This is a genomic window from Luteibacter aegosomatissinici, from assembly GCF_023078495.1.
Taxonomy (GTDB): Bacteria; Pseudomonadota; Gammaproteobacteria; order Xanthomonadales; family Rhodanobacteraceae; genus Luteibacter; species Luteibacter aegosomatissinici.
Window position 1 is genome coordinate 4,502,421 of the sequence record NZ_CP095742.1, and the last position, 18,053, is coordinate 4,520,473.

Here is an 18,053-nt window from a genome sequence, read left to right on the forward strand (position 1 = left end):
GGGTCAATCGTCGTCGTGCGACCAGCCGCCACGACGCGGTTTGCCGCCGGGCTTCGGGCTGGATTTACGGCGCAGGCGTGCTTCCATCGTCGCCGCCTGCTCCTCGCGCTCCTCGTGCAGCTTGAGGAAGTTGCGCCAGCGCTGGGGCGACAGTTCACCGGATGCCAGCGCCGCCTGGATGGCGCAACCTGGCTCCTTGCCATGTGTGCAGTTGGTGAACCGGCACTGGGCGACCAGTGTCTCGATATCGGCGAACAGGTCCAGATTCTCTTCGCCGGTCAGTTTCAGCTCGCGCATGCCCGGGGTATCGATCAGGCAGCCGCCCGAAGGCAGGCTGAGCAGGGCGCGATGCGTAGTCGTGTGCCGGCCGCGGCTATCGTGGCTGCGCACGGCGCCGGTAGCCATCTTCTCTTCGCCAAGCAGCGTATTGGTCAACGTGGATTTGCCTGCACCCGATGAACCGACCAGTACGACGCTCATGCCTGGCCCGAGGTAAGGCGCCAGCAGCTGCACCGTCGCCGGATCCTTGCCGTTGATGGCGTGCACCGCGGCATCGGCCGGCAGGCGTGCGCGCAACTCGTTCACCGCTGCCTCCACGTCGACGCCGGTATCCGCCTTGCTCAACAACACCACAGGCCGGGCACCCGAGCCTTCCACCAGGGTGAGATAGCGCTCGATGCGCGATGGATTGAAATCACCATCCAGGCCGGTAAGCACGATCACGAAATCGATATTGGCCGCGATCACCTGGCGTTCGTAACGCTCGCCGGCGGCGGCGCGCGTCAGGGTGGAACGGCGTGGCAGGATCGCTTCGATCACCGGATGGCTCGCGCGCGACAGCAGCACGAAATCGCCGACGGCCGGGCGCAGGGCCGGGTCGAGGCCGCGTTTCAGGAACTGGCCGGCCGGCTGCGCGTTGAACGGTTCGTGGCCGTCGTGCACTTCGTAGCCGGCACGGTGCTGCGCCACGACGCGCGCAAGGCGGCGTGGATCATCAGGCAGGGCATCGTCGCGCCAGCCAATATGGCGCAGGCGCGCCAGGTCCGCAGGATCGGTCATGCCCGCGATTATGCCCGCTCCCGGCCCGAATTCCGCCTCGCGAGGCCATCCAGACGCTGTTAGGATCAGGTGACGACCGCCCGGACGGGCCTGGCGGGGCGCAACGGAAGTACCAGAAAGTGTCTTCGATCAAGCCAAGCGCGCACCTGGCGGAGGTGCGCTACGAAATCCGCGGCGCGCTCACCCGGCGCGCCCGTGACATGGAAGCGGCCGGCCGGCCGATCATCAAGCTCAACATCGGCAACCCCGGCCGCTACGGCTTTACCACGCCGGCGCACCTGCGCCAGGCCATCGCCGGGCACCTGGGCGAGAGCGAGGCCTACGGGCACGAGCAGGGCCTGGAAGAAGCCCGCGAAGCCATCGTGGCCCAGCAGGTGGCCCGTGGCGCCCAGGGCGTCGATGTCGAGCACGTGTTCATCGGCAATGGCGTGAGCGAGCTGATCGATATCTCGCTGCGCGCGCTGCTCCAGCCCGGTGATGAAGTATTGCTGCCCAGCCCGGATTACCCGCTGTGGAGCGCCGCCACCATCCTCAACGATGGCAGCCCGCGCTATTACCGCTGCCTGGCGGAGAACGGCCACCTGCCCGATCCGGATGAGATCGATGCGCTCGTCGGCCCGCGCACCCGCGCCCTCGTGCTGATCAACCCGAACAACCCCACCGGTGCCGTGTACCCCAAGGCACTGCTGGAACGCATCGTGGAGGTCGCCCGCCGTCACAGCCTGCTGCTGTTGTGTGACGAGATCTACGACGAGATTCTCTACGACGGCACGCCGTTCCAGCCGCTCGCCGCAGTGGCTGGCGATCATCCCTGCGTGAGTTTCGGTGGCCTGTCGAAGGTGCACCGCGCCTGCGGTTATCGCGTGGGCTGGATGAGCCTTTCAGGCAACAAGGCACGCGTGGCGGAGTATCGGGATGCCTTGCAGTTGCTCGCCGCGCTGCGCCTGTGCGCGAACGTCACGGCACAATGGGCCGTACGCCCTGCCCTGCTCGACAAGCCCACGATTGGTGAGCTCACTGCACCGGGTGGACGCCTGCACGAAGCACGCCGCATCGTTCTCGAGAACGTCGCATGCAGCCCGTACCTCGACGTAGTGGCACCCGGCGGCGCGATCTACGCGTTCCCGTGGATCCGCACCGACGCCATCGCCCACTTCGACGACACCGCGTTCGCGCTGCGCCTGCTCGAAGAGGAAGAAGTGCTCGTTGTGCCAGGTACCAGCTTCAACCTGCACGCCAGCCGCCACCTGCGCCTTACGCTGCTGCCTGAACCGGCACAGCTGGCCGAGGTGTTCACGCGCATGGACCGCGTCCTGGCCCGCATGGCCGCCGAGGACAAGCCGCTCACCAGCGCGGTCGCCTGATGGTGGCCCCGGCGTTCCTCGCCCTCGGCGATTCGTACACGATCGGCGAGGGCGTGCCCGAGCAGGGCCGCTGGCCCGTGCAACTGGTGGCGCGCCTGCACGACGAACACGTCGAATTGCTGGCGCCGCGAATCGTTGCGACCACAGGCTGGACGACCGACGAGCTTTCGGCGGCAATGGACGCGGCCCACCTTGCGCCCGGCTATGGACTGGTCACGCTACTGATCGGGGTGAACAACCAGTACCGCGGACGCTCGCTGGCGGAGTATCGCGAGCAGTTCCTGGCGTTGCTCGAGCGGGCGGTCGTGCTGGCTGGGGATGCCCGCCGTGTCATCGTCGTCTCGATTCCCGACTGGGGTGTTACGCCCTTCGCTGAAGGGCGCGACCGTGCCGCAATCGCCCACGAGATCGATGCGTTCAATGCGATCGCGCGCGACGAGGCGCACCGTGCGTTCGCACGCTGGGTGGATGTGACGGGCATTTCTCGCGATCACGCCGGTGAAGTCGTCGACGACGGACTGCATCCGTCGGCACGGCAATACGGCCTGTGGGCCGATGCGATCCTGCCGGAAGCGCGTACCGCCCTGCGCGAGCTGCCCCCGCAACGTTCCTGAAACACCCGCGCCATCCGTTCGTTACAGCGTGCCCCGACACTGGCGTCCCGGGACAACCCCGGAAACTGCCGCCATGGCCAAGCTCACGTGTCGCAGCGCCTTCATCTCGGATGTCCACCTTGGCACCCCGGACTGCAAGGCCGCCTATCTCCTGGACTTCCTTCACAGTGTCGATTGCGAGCGGCTCTACCTCGTCGGTGACATCATCGACCTGGAGGCCCTGGCGAAACGGCACTGGTGGCACCCTGACCACAGCGCCGTCATCGCGGAACTGATCGCGATCGCCGCACGCGGTGTCGAGGTAATCTACATACCCGGCAACCACGACTACCAGATGCGCGGCCTGGCCGGCTCGACCATCGCCGGCATCCGCGTGGAACTGGATGCGTTGCACGAGGGTGCCGATGGCCGCCGCTACCGCGTGAGCCACGGCGATGAGTTCGATCCCGAACACATCGGCAAGCGCTGGCTTACCGTGCTGGGCGATGCCATGCACCGGGTGATCTGCTGGGCCAACCGGCGCATGCACGCGGTCCGCCGGCGCATGGAGCTGCCGTACGTGCCCCTGTCGATCATCATCAAATCGCATGTGGGCCTGGCCATGGCCTATATCCGTGGCTATGAGCAGCGGGTGGCGACGGATGCCGCCGAACGCGGCCTCGATGGCCACATCTGCGGGCACATCCACTTTGGCCACATGCGGCCGATCAACGGCATCCTGTACCTGAACGATGGCGACTGGGTCGAACACTGCACCGCGCTGGTGGAGGATTTCACCGGCGCCATGGAGCTGGTGCACTGGACCGAGCGCTACACGCCCCTCGGTCGCGCCAGCCGTGAGACCGTCCTGCCCTCGCCCGAGGTGGTGCTTGCCTTCGCCCCGCTGGCCGATTGCCGGACCGACCTGTCTACCTTGACCATGGAACCGTCTCTGGCGGGTTGATTTCGTTTTGATAGCGCCCATGTGCGAGGGATGCCGGTAAAATGGCCCCCTTTCCCTTTGTGGTGATCCCCTCCATGGCTCTTGATACCCCCACCCGCGAGCGCATCGAAGCCCTTCTCGCCCAGCACGAGGTCGTGCTGTTCATGAAGGGCACGCGCCAGCAGCCGATGTGCGGCTTCTCCGCCGCCGCCACCAACACGCTGAACGACGTGGTCGAGCAATACCACACCGTGAACGTGCTGGAGGACCCGGAAATCCGCGAGGGCATCAAGGAATACGGCCAGTGGCCCACCATCCCGCAGCTCTACGTGAAGGGTGAGCTGGTCGGCGGCTCGGACATCATTCGCCAGATGTACACCAGCGGTGAGCTGTACACCCTGTTTGGCGCCAGCGCGCCGGACCGCACCCCGCCGGAAATCACGATCACCGACAAGGCCGCCGAGGCCATCCGCGGTGGCATGGCCAATGCCCAGGGCATGGCCCTGCACCTGGAGATCGGCCCGGACCATAGCGCCGGCTTCCAGCTCGCCCCGGGCGGCGACCACGACATCATCACCGTGGCCAACGGCATCGAGGTGCACTTCGACCCGGGCAGCGCCCAGCGTGCGAAGGGCATCATCATCGATTGGGTCAGCACCGTGCAGGGCGAAGGCCTCAGCCTGAAGTTCCCGGGTGCGACCGAGGTCCATGGCATGTCCGTGCACGAACTGAAGGACCGCCTGGCCGCGGGCGACCTCATCCTGGTCGACGTGCGCCCGGCCCACGGCCGCGCCATGGCCGCCCCGCTGGCGGGTGCCCGCATCCTCGAGGACGAGGGCTACGAAGCCCTGGCTGCGCTGCCGAAGGACACCGCCATCGCGTTCATCTGCCACCACGGCATCTCCAGCCGCGGTGCCGCCGAGCGCATGGCCGCCCACGGCTTCACCCAGATCTACAGCGTGGATGGCGGCATGGACGCGTGGGCCCGCGAGGTCGACCCCACCGTGCCGCTCTACTGAGCCCAGCCCTCCGGTTAGAAGAAAGAGCGCCCCACGAGGGCGCTTTTTTTTGCCCTTTCCCATTGCCGCCCGCAAGAACGGAGCCCTTGTCCATGCGCATCCATGCGCATATAGTTGATTCATCGCCTACTCTCCCTGGACTCGGCCATGGCCATCGCCATTTACGACGCTTCGGCGCCCAAGCGCCCATTCAACCTCTCGCTGAACGTCGATCTGGTTGCACAGGCTCGTGAGCTGACGTCGAATCTGTCCGCCCAGGTCGAGTCGCTGCTTGCCGACTTTGTCGCCCAGCGGAAGGGCGTGCTTGAGCAGAACAAGCGCGAGCTCGAACAGGCGGCAGGTGGCTGGAATACGTTCGTACGCGAACATGGATCCTTTGCAGACGAGTTCTCGACGCTCTGATGGCGCAGTTCGACATCCATGCCAATCCCGGCAAGCTCAGGCAATTCATCCCCTTCGTGGTCGTTATTCAGTCAGCAGCTTTCGATCACTCGGATCGGCGTGTTGTGGCGCCACTCATTCACGCGAAGGACTTCGGTCGCGTTTTCAGCAAGCGTTTCAATCCGACGTTCATCATTGACGGCGCTCCGGTGGTACTGCAGCCGCTGGAAATCGTCTCCATCCCCAAGACACTCCTCGGCGCACCACTGGCCACGCTCAAGCATGAAGGCCAGGCTATCGTCGATGCGTTGGACGAGTTGACCAGCCAAGCCTACGGCTAAGTGCTTGTGGGTGCGCGCTCCTACACGAGCAGGGCGATCAGCGTGGCAGCTTCGATGAGTTCGACCATCGCGCCGGCGGTATCGCCCGTGAAGCCGTTGATGCGTTTCATGCAGGCGCGGCGCCAGAAGATGCCGACAAGCAGCGCGGCGATGAACGCTTTCGCGCCCGCGTAGCCGAAGGCGAACGTGCTGAAGATGGTCAGGATAACGGCGACCTGGCAACCGAGGGCGGGGGCACCACGCAATGGGGCGCCAAGGCCATTGTCGCGGACGTAAGGGGTGGTCAGGAACAAGGCGACCAGCGCGCCGCGGGCTAACAGGGGTGGCAGGAGGAGAGCCCATGGGAGGGTGTTGGCCGTGTCGATCGCGGGCGAGCCCGCTCCTACAAGAGCCGTGAGTGCCGCGAACTTGATAAGGCTGACCAGGATCAGCGACATGACACCGGCGGGGCCGCAGCGCGGGTCCTTCATGATCGCCAGCGTGCGTTCGCGGTCGCCCATGCCGCCTATCCAGGCGTCGGCACTGTCCGCCAGGCCATCGAGGTGCAGCGCGCCGGTGACGATGACCCAGAGCACCAGCAGCAGTGCCGCGGCCGGCAGCGACGGCACGTGCTGGAAGCACCACGCCGCGGCGACGACAATCAGGCCCAGCACGAACCCGACCAGCGGGTACCACTTCAGTGATGCGGCCTGCGCGCGCACATCCCACGCCACCTTCGGCAGGGGTAGGCGGGTGAGGAATCCGAAGGCGATGATGACAGCACGCATTACCTGCCCCAAATGACGGGATGAAGCGACGCATGCGGCACGTCGATGTTCGCCATGTCGCCAAACACCCGACGTTCCGCTACGCAGCGCAGCAAACGGATGGCACCACCGTGGGTCACCACCAATACGCGCTGGCCCGCTGATTCACGGGCCAGATCATCCATGGCCGCGACGAGCCGCGCGTGGAACGCATCGAACGTTTCGGCACCGGGCGGCGGATAGGTCACCGGGTCCGCCCAGAAGCGGCCCAGCGCATCACCGTGCGCCTCCGCGAGGGTTTCGATCGGCACGCCCTGCCAGTCGCCGAAGTGGTATTCGGCCAGCCGCGCATCCACGTGTAGCGGAAGGCCGCGGGTAGCGGCGAGTTCTTCGGCGAAACGCGCGCAACGCGCCATCGATGACGACACGATGCGATCCCAGGCCCGGTCTTCCACCGAAGCGCGCAGCTGCGCCCAGCCGAGCGCCGTCAACGGATCATCCAGCTGGCCACGGTAGCTACGCTGGCCGGTGTCGCCATGGCGCAACAGCTCGATGGTCATGCTTCGGAGACGCCGGCCTCGGCGAACGTCGCCATGGAACCATGCAGCGTGCACGCCATGCGCAACAGGGGAACCGCTACGGCGGCGCCACTGGCTTCGCCAAGGCGCATATGCAGGTCGAGCAACGGCGACGCCTGCAGCGCATCGAGCACACGGCCGTGGCCACGCTCATGCGAGCGATGCGCGAAGATCATCCACGGGCGGGCATCCGGGCGTAGCGCCACCGCAGCGAGTGCGGCGGTGCTTGCGATGAAGCCATCCACCAACACGGGAACGCCGCACTGCGCTGCGGCGACAAACGCACCGGCGAGGGCAGCGATCTCGAAGCCGCCGAAGTGGCGCAGCTGCTCACGCGGGGATGCGAGCGCGCCATGCACGCGCAAGGCATCTGCGATCACGGCCGCCTTCCGGGCCACGCCCTGTTTGTCGAGCCCTGTTCCCGGACCCGCCAGTGTTTCCGGCTTTTCACCCAGCAACGCGCAGGCCAGGGCGCTGGCCGCCGTCGTGTTGCCAATCCCCATGTCTCCGCCAATGTAGAGCTCCGTGCCCGCCGCGGCCGCACGGGCGACACTGCGCACACCGGAATCCAGCGCAGCATCGAGCTCGTCATCGGTCATGGCCGGCACGTGGCGCAGGTTCGCCGTGGAGGGAGCGATGATTTCACGGCGCACGCCTTCGATCTCACCCGGGTCGTTGACGGTTCCCAGGTTAACCACCTCCAGCGTCGCGCCAAGCTCGCGCGCCAGCACGGCAATAGCGGCACCACCGCTTGCGAAGTTGCGCACCATCTCGCCGGTCACCGCCTGCGGAAACGCCGAGATGCCTTCCGATGCCACGCCGTGGTCACCGGCGAACACGGCGATATGCACGCGGTCCACGCGCGGGCGCTTGCGCGATTGCAGCGATGCCAGCTGGATCGCCAGCGCTTCGAGACGGCCCAGCGAACCCGGGGGCTTGGTCAACGTATCCTGCCGTTCCGCCGCGGCGGCGGCGGCCGCGTGGTCGGGAACCCGGCACGGCACGGTCATCCAGCGTTTCATGGCAACGATCCTTTCATCACGAGGGGGAGCCCGGCCGCCACGAACACAACGCGTTCGCAGGCAGCCGCGAGGGATTGGTGCAGGCGGCCGGCTTCATCGACGAAGCGGCGCGTGAGTTCGCCCAGGGGCGTGATACCGAGGCCGACTTCGTTGCTGACGAAAACGATGTCGTGCGGAAGCGCGTTGACCGCCGCGAGCAACGCCGCGTGTTCCCGCGCGAAGTGGACGCCATCGTCGATGCCAAGCGCGTTGCTGAGCCACAAGGTCAGGCAATCCACAAGGACAAGGCGGTCGGGCCCTGCGTGGGCACGGAGCGCATCACCCAGAGCCAGTGGTTCTTCGACACAACCCCATGCCGCAGGCCGGCGCGCCCGGTGATGGGCTATGCGCTCGGCCATCTCACCGTCGAGCGCCTGCGCCGTGGCGATGTACATCACGTCTTTCGCGCTCTCGCCCGCAAGCCGCTCGGCCAGCGCGCTCTTGCCCGAACGCGCGCCCCCAAGAATCAGCGTCTTCATCCGTCCAGTCCAAACCATTCCGCGAGGCGGCGGGTATCCACGTGCTCATCGATCGCATCGGCGATCCGGTCGATCGATGCATCACGCAGCGCATGGATGTCCAGGGGCGCCGCATCGTCCAGGCCCGCATGGCGCAACAAGGCAGCCAGCGCATCAGGATGATCGAACACACCGTGCAGGTAGGTTCCCATGACGAGGCCATCGGCGGACATGGCGCCATCGGGTTTGCCGATTAACGTCATCGGTGACGCCAGCGCCGCACCCGACGACTGTCCGCAATGAATTTCGTAACCCCTTACACGTGCACCACCGGCGGCAAGCGTACCCTCCACGTGTTGCAATACCTTGTATGGCCCCATGGTGGTTTCCATGTCGAGCAAACCAAGGCCCGCCGTAGAACCTGCCAGTCCTTCGATTCCCTCGGGATCGTGCACGGCGTGCCCCAGCATCTGGAAGCCGCCGCAAATGCCGATGACCTGTCCGCCATAACGCACATGGCGGAGGATGGCCTTATCCCATCCGCGCTCGCGGAGCCACGCCAGGTCGGCGCGGGTCGATTTCGAGCCGGGCAGCACGATCAGGTCGCATGAGGGAAAGGCATCACCCGGGCCGACAAATACGCATTCCACGTCGGGATGCGCGCGCAGCGCGTCAAAGTCATTGTGATTGCTGATGCGCGGCAGCGCGGGCACGGCGATGCGGAGACGGGCATCAGCGCGTGTTTCGCGCGATCGCGGTAATGCATCTTCCGCTTCCAGCACCAGGCCATGCAGGTACGGCAGCACTCCCAACACCGGCTTGCCCGTCTCGCGTTCGAGCCAATCCAGGCCAGGTTGCAGCAACGCGATGTCGCCGCGGAACCGGTTGATCACGAAACCGACGATGCGATCGCGCTCACTGGGCGACAGCACGGCCAGCGTGCCGACGAGATGGGCGAATACGCCACCGCGGTCGATGTCCGCGACGAGGATCACCGGGCAATCGACGGCTTCGGCATAACCCATGTTGGCGATATCGCGATCACGCAGGTTGATCTCGGCGGGGCTACCGGCGCCTTCCACGACGACGGCGTCGTAAGCCGCGGTTAGCCGGGCGTGGGAGGCAAGTACCGCATCCATAGCCACGCGTTTGTAGTCGTGATAGCCCACCGCATCCATGTTGCCCACCGGGTGGCCATGCACGATGACCTGCGCGCCCGTATCGCTATTGGGCTTGAGCAGCACCGGGTTGAAGTCGGTGTGCGGCTCGACACCCGCTGCCTGCGCCTGCACCGCCTGGGCCCGGCCGATTTCACCGCCGTCTACCGTCACCGCGGCATTGAGCGCCATGTTCTGCGGCTTGAACGGTGCCACGCGCACGCCACGCCGGTGCAGCCAGCGGCATAGCGCCGCCACCAATGTGCTCTTGCCTGCATCGGAGGTGCAGCCCTGGACCATGAGGACGCGTGCGGTCATGGCAGGATGTCCCGCAGCGCGCTTCCAAGTCGCGCAAGGGATGCGTCGTTCGGCGGCAGGCCGAGGCGCAGGGCGGGCGGGTCGGTGAAGAGGCGTGTAAGGATGCCTCGGCGCGCGAGTGCCTCGTGCAGGCGTGTGGCATCGGGGTGAAGGCAGTACTGGAACAGATCCGTTCCTCCGCTGGGTGGCAATCCGCTTCGTGCGAGGGTAGCGGCAAGCGCCGCGCTTTCGCTGTGCAGCCGGTCTCGCGCGGACCGGTGCCAGGCGGTATCACGCAATGCCTGTGTTACGGCGAAACGCGTGGGCCCGGTTAGCGTCCACGGGCCGAGCTGCTCGCGGAGTGCATCGAGCAACGCAGGCCACGCGGCCACGAATCCCGCACGGGCGCCGGCCATGCCGAAGAACTTTCCGATCGAACGGAGCAGGATCAGACCTTCGCGCGGTTGCAAGAACGCGTAGGGCTGCATGTCCGCAAATGCCTCGTCGACGATATCCCAGCGCCGCTCGTGTAGGAGCTCACCCTGTGAGCGACGCCGTTCGCCGGGAGCAACAGGGCCTGTTGCACTTCGCGAAAAGCTTTCGCTCACAGGGTGAGCTCCTACAGGGTGATCTCCTGCAGGAATACGCTCGCCGGTGGGGTTGTTGGGGGATATGAACACGCGTACGTCGAAGTCTTCCGCCCGTGCGAGAAGATCGGCCATCGGTAGAAGGGCTACGTCGTGGCCTTCCCTGCGCCACGCATGCGCATGCTCGGCGTAGCCGGGCGCCAGCACGCCCACGCGGCAGCGCGGCCTTAGCTTCGGCAACGCCTGTATCGCCGCCTGTGTGCCCGCGACGGCAAGCAGGTGTTCACAACCGTAATAAGCCCGCGCCGCGTCCAGCAGATCATCTTCATCTTCCGGCAAGCGATGCCATGCATCAGCCGGGATGGGCGGTACCGGCCATGCGTGCGGGCTCACGCCTGTCGACAGGTCGAGCCACTGCTCGCGTGGGATGCCGTAGTGCGCCACGGCGCGGGCGATGCGTCCACCGTGCTCAAGCATGCGCAGCGGCTCCCACAAGCAACGCAACGCACAGCCACGCCACCACGCCGCGATCGACCAGGCGAAGCGCGGCGCGAATGCTCGAAGCAGCGGGTGGCTCGCCCTCGCCCAATACGGGCCGCGGCTGCCATTGCCCGTGATATGGCGCGGGGCCGCCCAGCACCACCTGTAGCGCCCCGGCGCCAGCAGCCATCACGGGGCCTGCATTAGGGCTTTTCCAAAGCGGTGCCTGGCCGCGCCAGCAACACCAGGCACTGTCGAAATGACCCATCGCGGCGTACGTGAGCGCGGTAAACCGCGCGGGAATGAAGCCCAGTACATCGTCGATCCGCGCCGCGGCCCAGCCAAAGCGAAGGAAACGTGGTGTGCGATAACCCCACATGGCATCCAGCGTATTGGCCAGCCGGAACAGCAGCGCTCCCGGGCCACCCAGCAGGGCAAACCAGAACAAGGCGCCAAATACCGCGTCATGCCCGTTCTCGAGGACGGATTCCGTGGCAGCCCCTGCGACCTGTGCGGCATCCAGCGCCACAGTGTCGCGGCTCACCATCCAGCCAACCGCGGTACGCGCTGCCACCAGGTCGCCGCGATCCAGCGCATCGGCGATGGGCCGCGCATGCTCGCCGAGGCTACGGCGGCCTATGGCCGCGTAGAGCACCAGCACATCGATGCCGAACGCGAGTGCCGGCGTCGACGCCGCGCGAACCGCGAGCAATCCCGCGCAGGGCACGAGGACGGCAAGGCACCATGCGGCGACACCCGCCCACCGCGAATCCGCATGGAAGCGGCGTTCGAGCATGCCCGCGTAACGGCCAAAGGCCACCAGCGGGTGCCAACGCACCGGCTCGCCCAACAACGCATCCAGGCCCACGGCCAGCAACAACGCCATCGCGGTCGTCACGGCAGGAACAGACGTGCCGCGGCGTCCGGGTGGGACGGAAAATAAAAGTGCACGAAGCTGGCCGTCATCCGGCCACGTCGATAGACCGCTTCGGCGGTGGGCCCACCGTTCGGGTTGCTGGCATGCGCAAGCGGTGCGGCGTCGACCGATGCCTGTGCGTAGTGGAATGAATGCCCACGCAGATCGCCTTCGGGCAGCGCCACGGCCTGCATGCCCAGCGCCGCCATGCGTGGCTGCATGGTGGCGTGGCCGCGGAGCAAGCCAGCGAGCTGCGCCGCATGGCCGTGGCGGTCGGTAAGCTGGTCCAGCGCATAGAGCAATCCGCCACACTCGGCCAGCAACGGGCGCCCTGCATCGACATGCGCATGCAGCGCATCACGCAGGTCGGTGCGCGCCGCCAGCGTATCCAGGTGCAGCTCCGGATAGCCGCCAGGTAGCCACACGGCATCGCATGCCGGCAGTGCATCCCCGGCCAGCGGTGAGAAGAATGCAAGCTCCGCGCCCGCATCACGCAAGACCTGGAGATTGGCTGGATAGAGGAAGGCAAAGGCAGCGTCGCGCGCCACGGCGATGCGGACGCCGGAAAGCGACACGGTGGTGGCCAGGCCCGCGGCGGGTTCGAAGGGTACGGGTGGCGGGAGCTCGAGTGATGAGCGCCCCGCCAGCGCGTCGGCCAGGGCATCGAGGCGTTCGTCGAGGTCGGCCAGTTCATCGGCGGCGACGAGGCCGAGGTGGCGTTCCGGCAGGGACAGCGGCCGGTCATGGAGGCGATCGCGTGGGAGTGTGCCGTGCCAGGCGATGGCGGCGGGCAGGCTCTCGCGCAGGAGCTTGGCGTGGTAGTCGCTGCCTACGCGGTTCGCCAGTACGCCTTGCACCGTCACGTCGTCGCGATAGGTGGCCAGGCCGTGCGCGAGCGCGCCGAAAGTCTGGGCCATCGCCGAGCCATCGATCACCGCCAGCACCGGCAGGCCGAAGCGTGCGGCGAGATCCGCACTCGACGGCGAGCCGTCGAACAACCCCATGACGCCCTCAACCAGGATCAGGTCGGCCTCACCGGCCGCATCGTACAGGCGCGCGCGGACATCATCCTCGCCGCCCATCCAGGTATCCAGCTGGTAGACCGGCCCACCGCTCGCGCGGGCCAGGATCATCGGATCGAGGAAATCGGGCCCGGTCTTGAACACGCACACGCGGCGGCCCAGGCGTGTGTGTGCACGCGCGAGCGCGGCGGTAACACTCGTCTTGCCCTGCCCCGAGGCAGGTGCACTCACCAGCAACGCGGGACAATGACGGATCACAGTTCGATGCCCTTCTGTGCCTTGATGCCCGCCTGGAACGCGTGCTTCACCACGCGCATCTCGGTCACGGTATCAGCGATGGCCACCAGGTCATCCGGCGCGCCCCGGCCGGTGATTGCCACGTGCTGGCGTTCGGGCCGGGCGAGCAAGGCGGCGAGCACGCGTTCGAGCGGGATGTAGCCTTTCACCAACGCGATGTTCAGCTCATCCAGCAACACGTAGTCGTAGGTGTCATCGCCCAGCATGCGCTCGGCCACGCTCCACGCCGCCATGGCGGCGGCGATATCGCGCTCGCGGTCCTGGGTTTCCCAGGTATAGCCCTCGCCCATCACGTGGTAATCCAGTTCATCACCTTCGAACCTGCGAAAGAAGGCCTCCTCGCCGGTGGAGAAGCTACCTTTGATGAACTGTACGACACCACAGCGAAAGCCGTGGCCCAGCGAGCGTGCCAGCATGCCAAAGCCGGATGAGCTCTTGCCCTTGCCGTTTCCGGTGTTCACCACGAGCACGCCGCGATCGATGGTGGCCCGGGCGATGCGCCGGTCCACCAGTTCCTTCTTCCGCTGGGCACGGTCCCGGTAGCGCGATGCGTCATCCATGTCGCGCCATTCGGGCTTATCGGTCATGCATGGGCCGCGCCGCGGCCACCCTCCTTTGGCAGGAAATGCGCGATCACCGCGTGCAGCACCTGCGCCGCCAGCACGTACAGCGTCGCGGCACGAACGAACAGCGGGGCCCACTGCATGAACCGGGCAAGGTATTCGGCCATGTGCGGATGCTGGTAACGACCACCCAGCCAATAGAACGCGCCATTCGACACGGCATAGCTCAGCGTGGCGCACACCACGATGCCGAGGAACACGAGGCCATGTGAACGCAGCGAGCCATCGAAGCGCGGAGCCAGCAGGCGGCCGCCGTACCAGAGTACGGCGTACGCGAGCGGCAGGAAGGCGTACGCCACGGTGATGCAGAAATCGCTGACGCCCGCGTAACTCACCGAGTACCAGTCCACCAGCACGGCCAGCACCACGAAGCCGATGAAGGCCAGGTGCTTGCGCAGGTAGATGCCACCCAGGAAGAACAACGCCATCGACGCATCGGGCAAATGCAGCATGTCGCCGAAATGATGGAAGCGGGTGCCGATCATCACCAGCGCGAAGAGCGCGGCGAGGGCGGCGAACGCGGGACGGGAAAGCGGTTTCATCGTGGTTTCCTCCGGTGGGTGGATCAGGAGCGCGGCTGGTAGCGGAACGTGAGCATCCAGTTGCGGCCAGGCTGGTTGAAGTAGCGCGCGGTTTCGTAATGGCGATCGAAGATGTTCTTCGCCGACAGCTCCACGTTCCATGCGGTATCGATCGCGTAAGCCATGCGCAGGTCGGTCAACGCGTAGCCGCCCAGGCGGTGCAGGTTGGCCGTGTCGTCATAGCGGTAAGCCGATGCGTAGACGCTGGCGCCGACACTGAGGGCGCCGAAGCTGCGGTCTACATCGACATTGGCCGTGCGACGCGCGCGGCGTGGCAGCAGGTTGCCGTGCGTCGCGTCGTCGCTGTCATCTTCGGGCGAGAGCCAGGTGGCGTTGCCGCCCAGGCGCCAGTCACCCAGCGTCGTATCGGCCGCCAGTTCCACGCCACGGATCCGCGAGCGGTCGATATTGTTCGCGCCGCCAAATGGGAACAGCGGGCCAGTCAGGCTCGAATCGAACACGATCAGGTGATCGATACGATTCTGGAACGCATTGATCGACCAGTTGCCCCAGCCCGGCGTACCGCGCAGGCCCAGCTCCCAGTTACGCGAGGTTTCCGGCTTCAGGTCCGGGTTGCCGTAATCGGGGTAGTACAGGTCGTTGAAGGTCGGTGCCTTGAACGCCGTACCGTAGCTACCCGTGACGCGTAGCTCCTTCGTCAGGGCATAGCCGTATTGCAGGCTGCCGGTGGTCTTGCCGCCGAACTGGCTGTTCTCGTCGCGGCGCAGGCTGCCCTGGATCGAACTGTCGCCGAACTCCTGCTGCCACTGGGCGAACAGCGCGTGGTTACGGCGCGCATCCACGAAGTAATCCGTGCTGCCGACCACGCGGTCGCGCTGCCAGTCAAAACCGAGCGTGGTGAGGCCGTATGCGCCACCCACCTTGCCGAGGTCAGCCTGCAGCGACGCCAGGTCGCGATGCGTGTTGAACGTATCGGCGTAGACGCCGTTCTCGTAATCGGTGGACAGATCCAGGCTACGCCCGACGTTCAGCGTGACCAGCGCGTCCTGTGCCGGGCGATAACGCAGGCGTCCGCCCACCGTCTGCGTCGCCGATTCCGCCGAGTTGCTGCTGGTGCCGTCGTAGTAGTTGTGGCCTTCGCTACGCGTCGCACTGGCATCGGCATCCCACTGTTCGTCAAAGCGCCAGCCGCCCTTCAGCGACAGTGCGTTGTTGCGGTAACCATCGTCATCGGGCTCATAGGTGTAGCAACCACCACCGCCCGGGCTGGGCTTGCCGCGGCACGCGTTAATGCCATGGGTCTGGTCGTGACTGGCCTCCACCGAGTACCAGCCGTTGGTGCCGCGGCCCGCAAAACCGGCCGAGCCGCGCAGCGTGGACCAGCTGCCAACGCCGACCGAAAGGTTGGGCACGAAAGCGCCCTGCGGGTGGCGGGTAAAGATCTGGATCACACCGCCCAGCGCATCGGAACCGTAAAGGCTCGAGTACGGACCACGGACGATCTCGATGCGCTCGATCTGGTCGACCGGAATATCCTGGAAGGCGGCGGTACCGGAGGTGGCCGAGCCGATCTTCACGCCATCGACGAGGACCAGCACGTGGTCGGATTCGGTGCCGCGCATGAACACGGAGGTGGCCTTGCCCGGGCCGCCGTTGTTGGCAATGGAAACACCCGGGGTGGCGCGCAGCAGGTCGGCCAGCGACCGCGGCTGCAGCCGTTCGATATCGGCGCGGTCGATCACGGTGGAGGCCGAGAGTACCTGGTTGAGGGTCTGCTCGGTGCGGCTGGCGGTAACCACCACCTTGTCGAGATCGGTGGAGGCGGCGTCATCGGCATGGGCGGCGACGGGCGTGAGCGTCGCGAGGCCGATGGCGAGCGCGAGGTGGTGCGGACGGAACGACACGTTGGAACTCCCTGCTGGCCGCGCCTACCCGCGCGGCATTTGGCTGCGAGGGACGAGCGTGGGCAAGGAGCAAGCGACGGCGAACGGAGTCGGGCCACCCGCGACCAGGGCCCTCCGCCTGTCCGGTGATACCACGTGGGCCGGTCTCCGGGCTCGCGAGTGCAGGGGTTACCTGCGAGGGCTGGCGCCTTCCCATGCCGCACGCGGCACAGTGGCATTGGCCAGCCCCTTCAACTCGCCTACCGTTGCGGGGGCAGCTCCGGAATGGCGCAGGCACACGACCTGCGGGTCACCGGATTCCCGTTTCAATCCGCGGCGCTGGCGCCTTGGATCACCCTGGGTGCCCGTAGTGTAGCGGAACGGCGCTCACGCCAGCGCAGGAAGGGACGCTCGACGAGGTAGTGCAGGGCTGCTCCCACGGCGAGCACCACCACGGCAAAAGCAACGAAGCGCCACACCGGATGGCCGTCCAGCCGCCCGTCCAGCAGGGCCACGGTAAGCATGAAGGCGCCCTTGTGGCTGAGGTAGAGGCTGTACGAGGCGCGGGCGAGCCACCCCGCGCCGGGCACGTGCCGCCGGGCAAGCCAGGTGCCACCCGCCGCCATGCCGACGAAGCCGGCCATCGCAAGAGCCACGAGCGGGTAGCCGATCGCGTTCTGCCAGAAACCGAGGCGGCCGCCGTCGAAGAACACGATGCAGCCAGCGAGCAGCAATGCTGACGCACCCAGCAGCGCGGCGGCATGGCATCGGGCCCACGCCAGCCAGGCCGGGCGGAAGACGGCGCATGCCGCCACGGCCACGCCCGCCAGCAGGCCATCCAGCCGTGAGTACGTGGGGTAGTAGAGGTAGCGCAGGTACGCCGGCCCAGTGGGGACATCCATATCGGCAAGGGGCGCCAGGTGAACCTGCCACAGCCACGCGCGCAGCGCGATGCCGCCCAGCAGCACGCCAGCGCACAGGAGGACGAAGCGCGCCGCCGTCAGTCGCCCGGCCAGCAGAATCGCCAGCGCTGGGAACACGAGGTAGAAGTGCTCCTCGACGCACAGCGACCATACGTGGGAGAAGGCATACCGCTGCGGCGCATCGAACAACAGATTGAACGTAAACGTGGCGAACTGCCATGCCGGCTGCATCAGCGGGGTTTCGCGCCAAAGCGGCCATGCCAGGTAGAGGGCCAGCACCACGATGTAGGCAGGCAGGATGCGGAAGGCGCGCCGTTGGTAGAACGCCTTCATGTCCAGCCGCCCCGTGTCACGCAACGCGATGAACACCTGGGCGCCGATCAGGTACCCGCTGAGCACGAAGAACAGGTCCACGCCCATCCAGCCAGCGTGTTCGAGCACGCCAAAGTTTTCACCGAGCCCGCCGATAAGGTAGCTGTGGAACAGCATCACCCACACGATGGCGATGGCGCGCAGGGTGTCCAGTCCGGGCAGGCGGGTCATGGGTTCAGTCCGTGGGGTGTGCTGCGAGAGTGGGGAGCGCATGCGGCGGCCTTCGGGCCGGCTCATGGCGTTTTGGGGGCGGTGCGCCAGGCCGGTGGATCATCACGCCGGGCCGGTGGCAGCACGCTATGATCGTCACGCGCCAGGCAGACCGGGGGGCTTGCCGGCGCATATCTGGGGATGCCATGCCAATCGGAATCATGTCTTCCGTGCCAGACGGCGCGCGCCGGTAAGCGCGCC

The 18,053-nt window shown here is 66.6% G+C and carries 18 protein-coding genes, 1 pseudogene and 1 riboswitch; of the genes and pseudogenes, 6 read left to right on the forward strand and 13 right to left on the reverse strand.

What is annotated here, in order from left to right; translation table 11 throughout:
• Positions 1-3 precede the first annotated feature (3 nt).
• Entirely contained in the window at positions 4-1,059 is a 1,056-nt protein-coding gene (gene rsgA, locus L2Y97_RS20290; protein WP_247430270.1) for a ribosome small subunit-dependent GTPase A, read from the reverse strand.
• Positions 1,060-1,178: 119 nt separating this feature from the next.
• Between rsgA and L2Y97_RS20295 the strand changes: the two genes are divergently transcribed.
• The 6 genes from L2Y97_RS20295 to L2Y97_RS20320 all read left to right on the forward strand — a co-directional run bounded on the left by L2Y97_RS20295 (position 1,179) and on the right by L2Y97_RS20320 (position 5,700).
• Positions 1,179-2,423, forward strand: a complete 1,245-nt coding sequence (locus L2Y97_RS20295) for an aminotransferase class I/II-fold pyridoxal phosphate-dependent enzyme (protein WP_247430272.1) — start codon at positions 1,179-1,181, stop codon at positions 2,421-2,423.
• The gene (locus L2Y97_RS20300) at positions 2,423-3,037 is read left to right on the forward strand and encodes an SGNH/GDSL hydrolase family protein (RefSeq protein WP_247430275.1); all 615 of its coding nucleotides are present in this window, start codon (positions 2,423-2,425) and stop codon (positions 3,035-3,037) included. The genes L2Y97_RS20295 and L2Y97_RS20300 overlap by 1 nt, the downstream gene beginning before the upstream one ends.
• Before the next feature lie 73 nt (positions 3,038-3,110).
• A complete protein-coding gene (locus L2Y97_RS20305) occupies positions 3,111-3,980 on the forward strand; it encodes a UDP-2,3-diacylglucosamine diphosphatase (RefSeq protein ID WP_247430278.1) in 870 nt (289 codons plus the stop codon).
• A 74-nt stretch (positions 3,981-4,054) separates the two neighbouring features.
• Complete coding sequence (grxD, locus tag L2Y97_RS20310) at positions 4,055-4,978, forward strand: Grx4 family monothiol glutaredoxin (RefSeq protein WP_247430281.1); 924 nt, start codon at positions 4,055-4,057, stop codon at positions 4,976-4,978.
• A gap of 147 nt (positions 4,979-5,125) precedes the next feature.
• Positions 5,126-5,380, forward strand: a complete 255-nt coding sequence (locus L2Y97_RS20315) for a type II toxin-antitoxin system CcdA family antitoxin (RefSeq protein WP_247430283.1) — start codon at positions 5,126-5,128, stop codon at positions 5,378-5,380.
• Complete coding sequence (locus L2Y97_RS20320) at positions 5,380-5,700, forward strand: CcdB family protein (RefSeq protein ID WP_247430285.1); 321 nt, start codon at positions 5,380-5,382, stop codon at positions 5,698-5,700. Before L2Y97_RS20315 ends, L2Y97_RS20320 begins: the two co-directional genes overlap by 1 nt.
• A 20-nt stretch (positions 5,701-5,720) precedes the next feature.
• On the opposite strand, the gene L2Y97_RS20325 is transcribed toward L2Y97_RS20320, so the two are convergent.
• From L2Y97_RS20325 to L2Y97_RS20380, 12 genes and pseudogenes are all read right to left on the reverse strand, one after another.
• On the reverse strand, positions 5,721-6,467 hold the full coding sequence (locus L2Y97_RS20325; RefSeq protein ID WP_247430286.1) for an adenosylcobinamide-GDP ribazoletransferase: 747 nt from the start codon (positions 6,465-6,467) through the stop codon (positions 5,721-5,723).
• A complete protein-coding gene (locus tag L2Y97_RS20330; RefSeq protein WP_247430288.1) occupies positions 6,467-7,006 on the reverse strand; it encodes a histidine phosphatase family protein in 540 nt (179 codons plus the stop codon). Before L2Y97_RS20330 ends, L2Y97_RS20325 begins: the two co-directional genes overlap by 1 nt.
• Positions 7,003-8,046, reverse strand: coding sequence for a nicotinate-nucleotide--dimethylbenzimidazole phosphoribosyltransferase (gene cobT, locus L2Y97_RS20335; protein WP_247430290.1), 1,044 nt, complete (start codon positions 8,044-8,046; stop codon positions 7,003-7,005). The genes L2Y97_RS20330 and cobT overlap by 4 nt, the downstream gene beginning before the upstream one ends.
• Positions 8,043-8,564 carry a bifunctional adenosylcobinamide kinase/adenosylcobinamide-phosphate guanylyltransferase gene (gene cobU / locus L2Y97_RS20340; RefSeq protein ID WP_247430292.1) on the reverse strand — a complete coding sequence of 174 codons (522 nt, stop codon included), beginning with the start codon at positions 8,562-8,564 and terminating at the stop codon, positions 8,043-8,045. The genes cobT and cobU overlap by 4 nt, the downstream gene beginning before the upstream one ends.
• Complete coding sequence (locus L2Y97_RS20345) at positions 8,561-10,018, reverse strand: cobyric acid synthase (RefSeq protein ID WP_247430295.1); 1,458 nt, start codon at positions 10,016-10,018, stop codon at positions 8,561-8,563. The genes cobU and L2Y97_RS20345 overlap by 4 nt, the downstream gene beginning before the upstream one ends.
• On the reverse strand, positions 10,015-11,061 hold the full coding sequence (locus tag L2Y97_RS20350; protein ID WP_247430297.1) for a threonine-phosphate decarboxylase: 1,047 nt from the start codon (positions 11,059-11,061) through the stop codon (positions 10,015-10,017). Before L2Y97_RS20350 ends, L2Y97_RS20345 begins: the two co-directional genes overlap by 4 nt.
• Positions 11,054-11,950 (reverse strand): adenosylcobinamide-phosphate synthase CbiB, encoded by an 897-nt coding sequence (gene cbiB / locus L2Y97_RS20355; protein WP_247436930.1) that lies wholly within the window; start codon positions 11,948-11,950, stop codon positions 11,054-11,056. Before cbiB ends, L2Y97_RS20350 begins: the two co-directional genes overlap by 8 nt.
• An 8-nt stretch (positions 11,951-11,958) precedes the next feature.
• On the reverse strand, positions 11,959-13,233 hold the full coding sequence (locus tag L2Y97_RS20360) for a cobyrinic acid a,c-diamide synthase CobB (RefSeq protein WP_247430300.1): 1,275 nt from the start codon (positions 13,231-13,233) through the stop codon (positions 11,959-11,961).
• A gap of 23 nt (positions 13,234-13,256) precedes the next feature.
• Positions 13,257-13,859: a cob(I)yrinic acid a,c-diamide adenosyltransferase gene (gene cobO, locus L2Y97_RS20365; protein ID WP_247436932.1), complete on the reverse strand. Its 603-nt coding sequence runs from the start codon at positions 13,857-13,859 to the stop codon at positions 13,257-13,259.
• Positions 13,860-13,882: 23 nt separating this feature from the next.
• Positions 13,883-14,464: a hypothetical protein gene (locus L2Y97_RS20370; protein ID WP_247430303.1), complete on the reverse strand. Its 582-nt coding sequence runs from the start codon at positions 14,462-14,464 to the stop codon at positions 13,883-13,885.
• 23 nt (positions 14,465-14,487) lie between these two features.
• Positions 14,488-16,368, reverse strand: a complete 1,881-nt coding sequence (gene btuB / locus L2Y97_RS20375) for a TonB-dependent vitamin B12 receptor (RefSeq protein WP_247430306.1) — start codon at positions 16,366-16,368, stop codon at positions 14,488-14,490.
• A gap of 121 nt (positions 16,369-16,489) precedes the next feature.
• A riboswitch (cobalamin riboswitch) is annotated at positions 16,490-16,722 on the reverse strand.
• Positions 16,719-17,813 (reverse strand): annotated as a pseudogene (locus L2Y97_RS20380) (acyltransferase family protein); the annotation flags it as partial. Its footprint overlaps the riboswitch before it by 4 nt.
• Between the last annotated feature and the right edge of the window lie 240 nt (positions 17,814-18,053).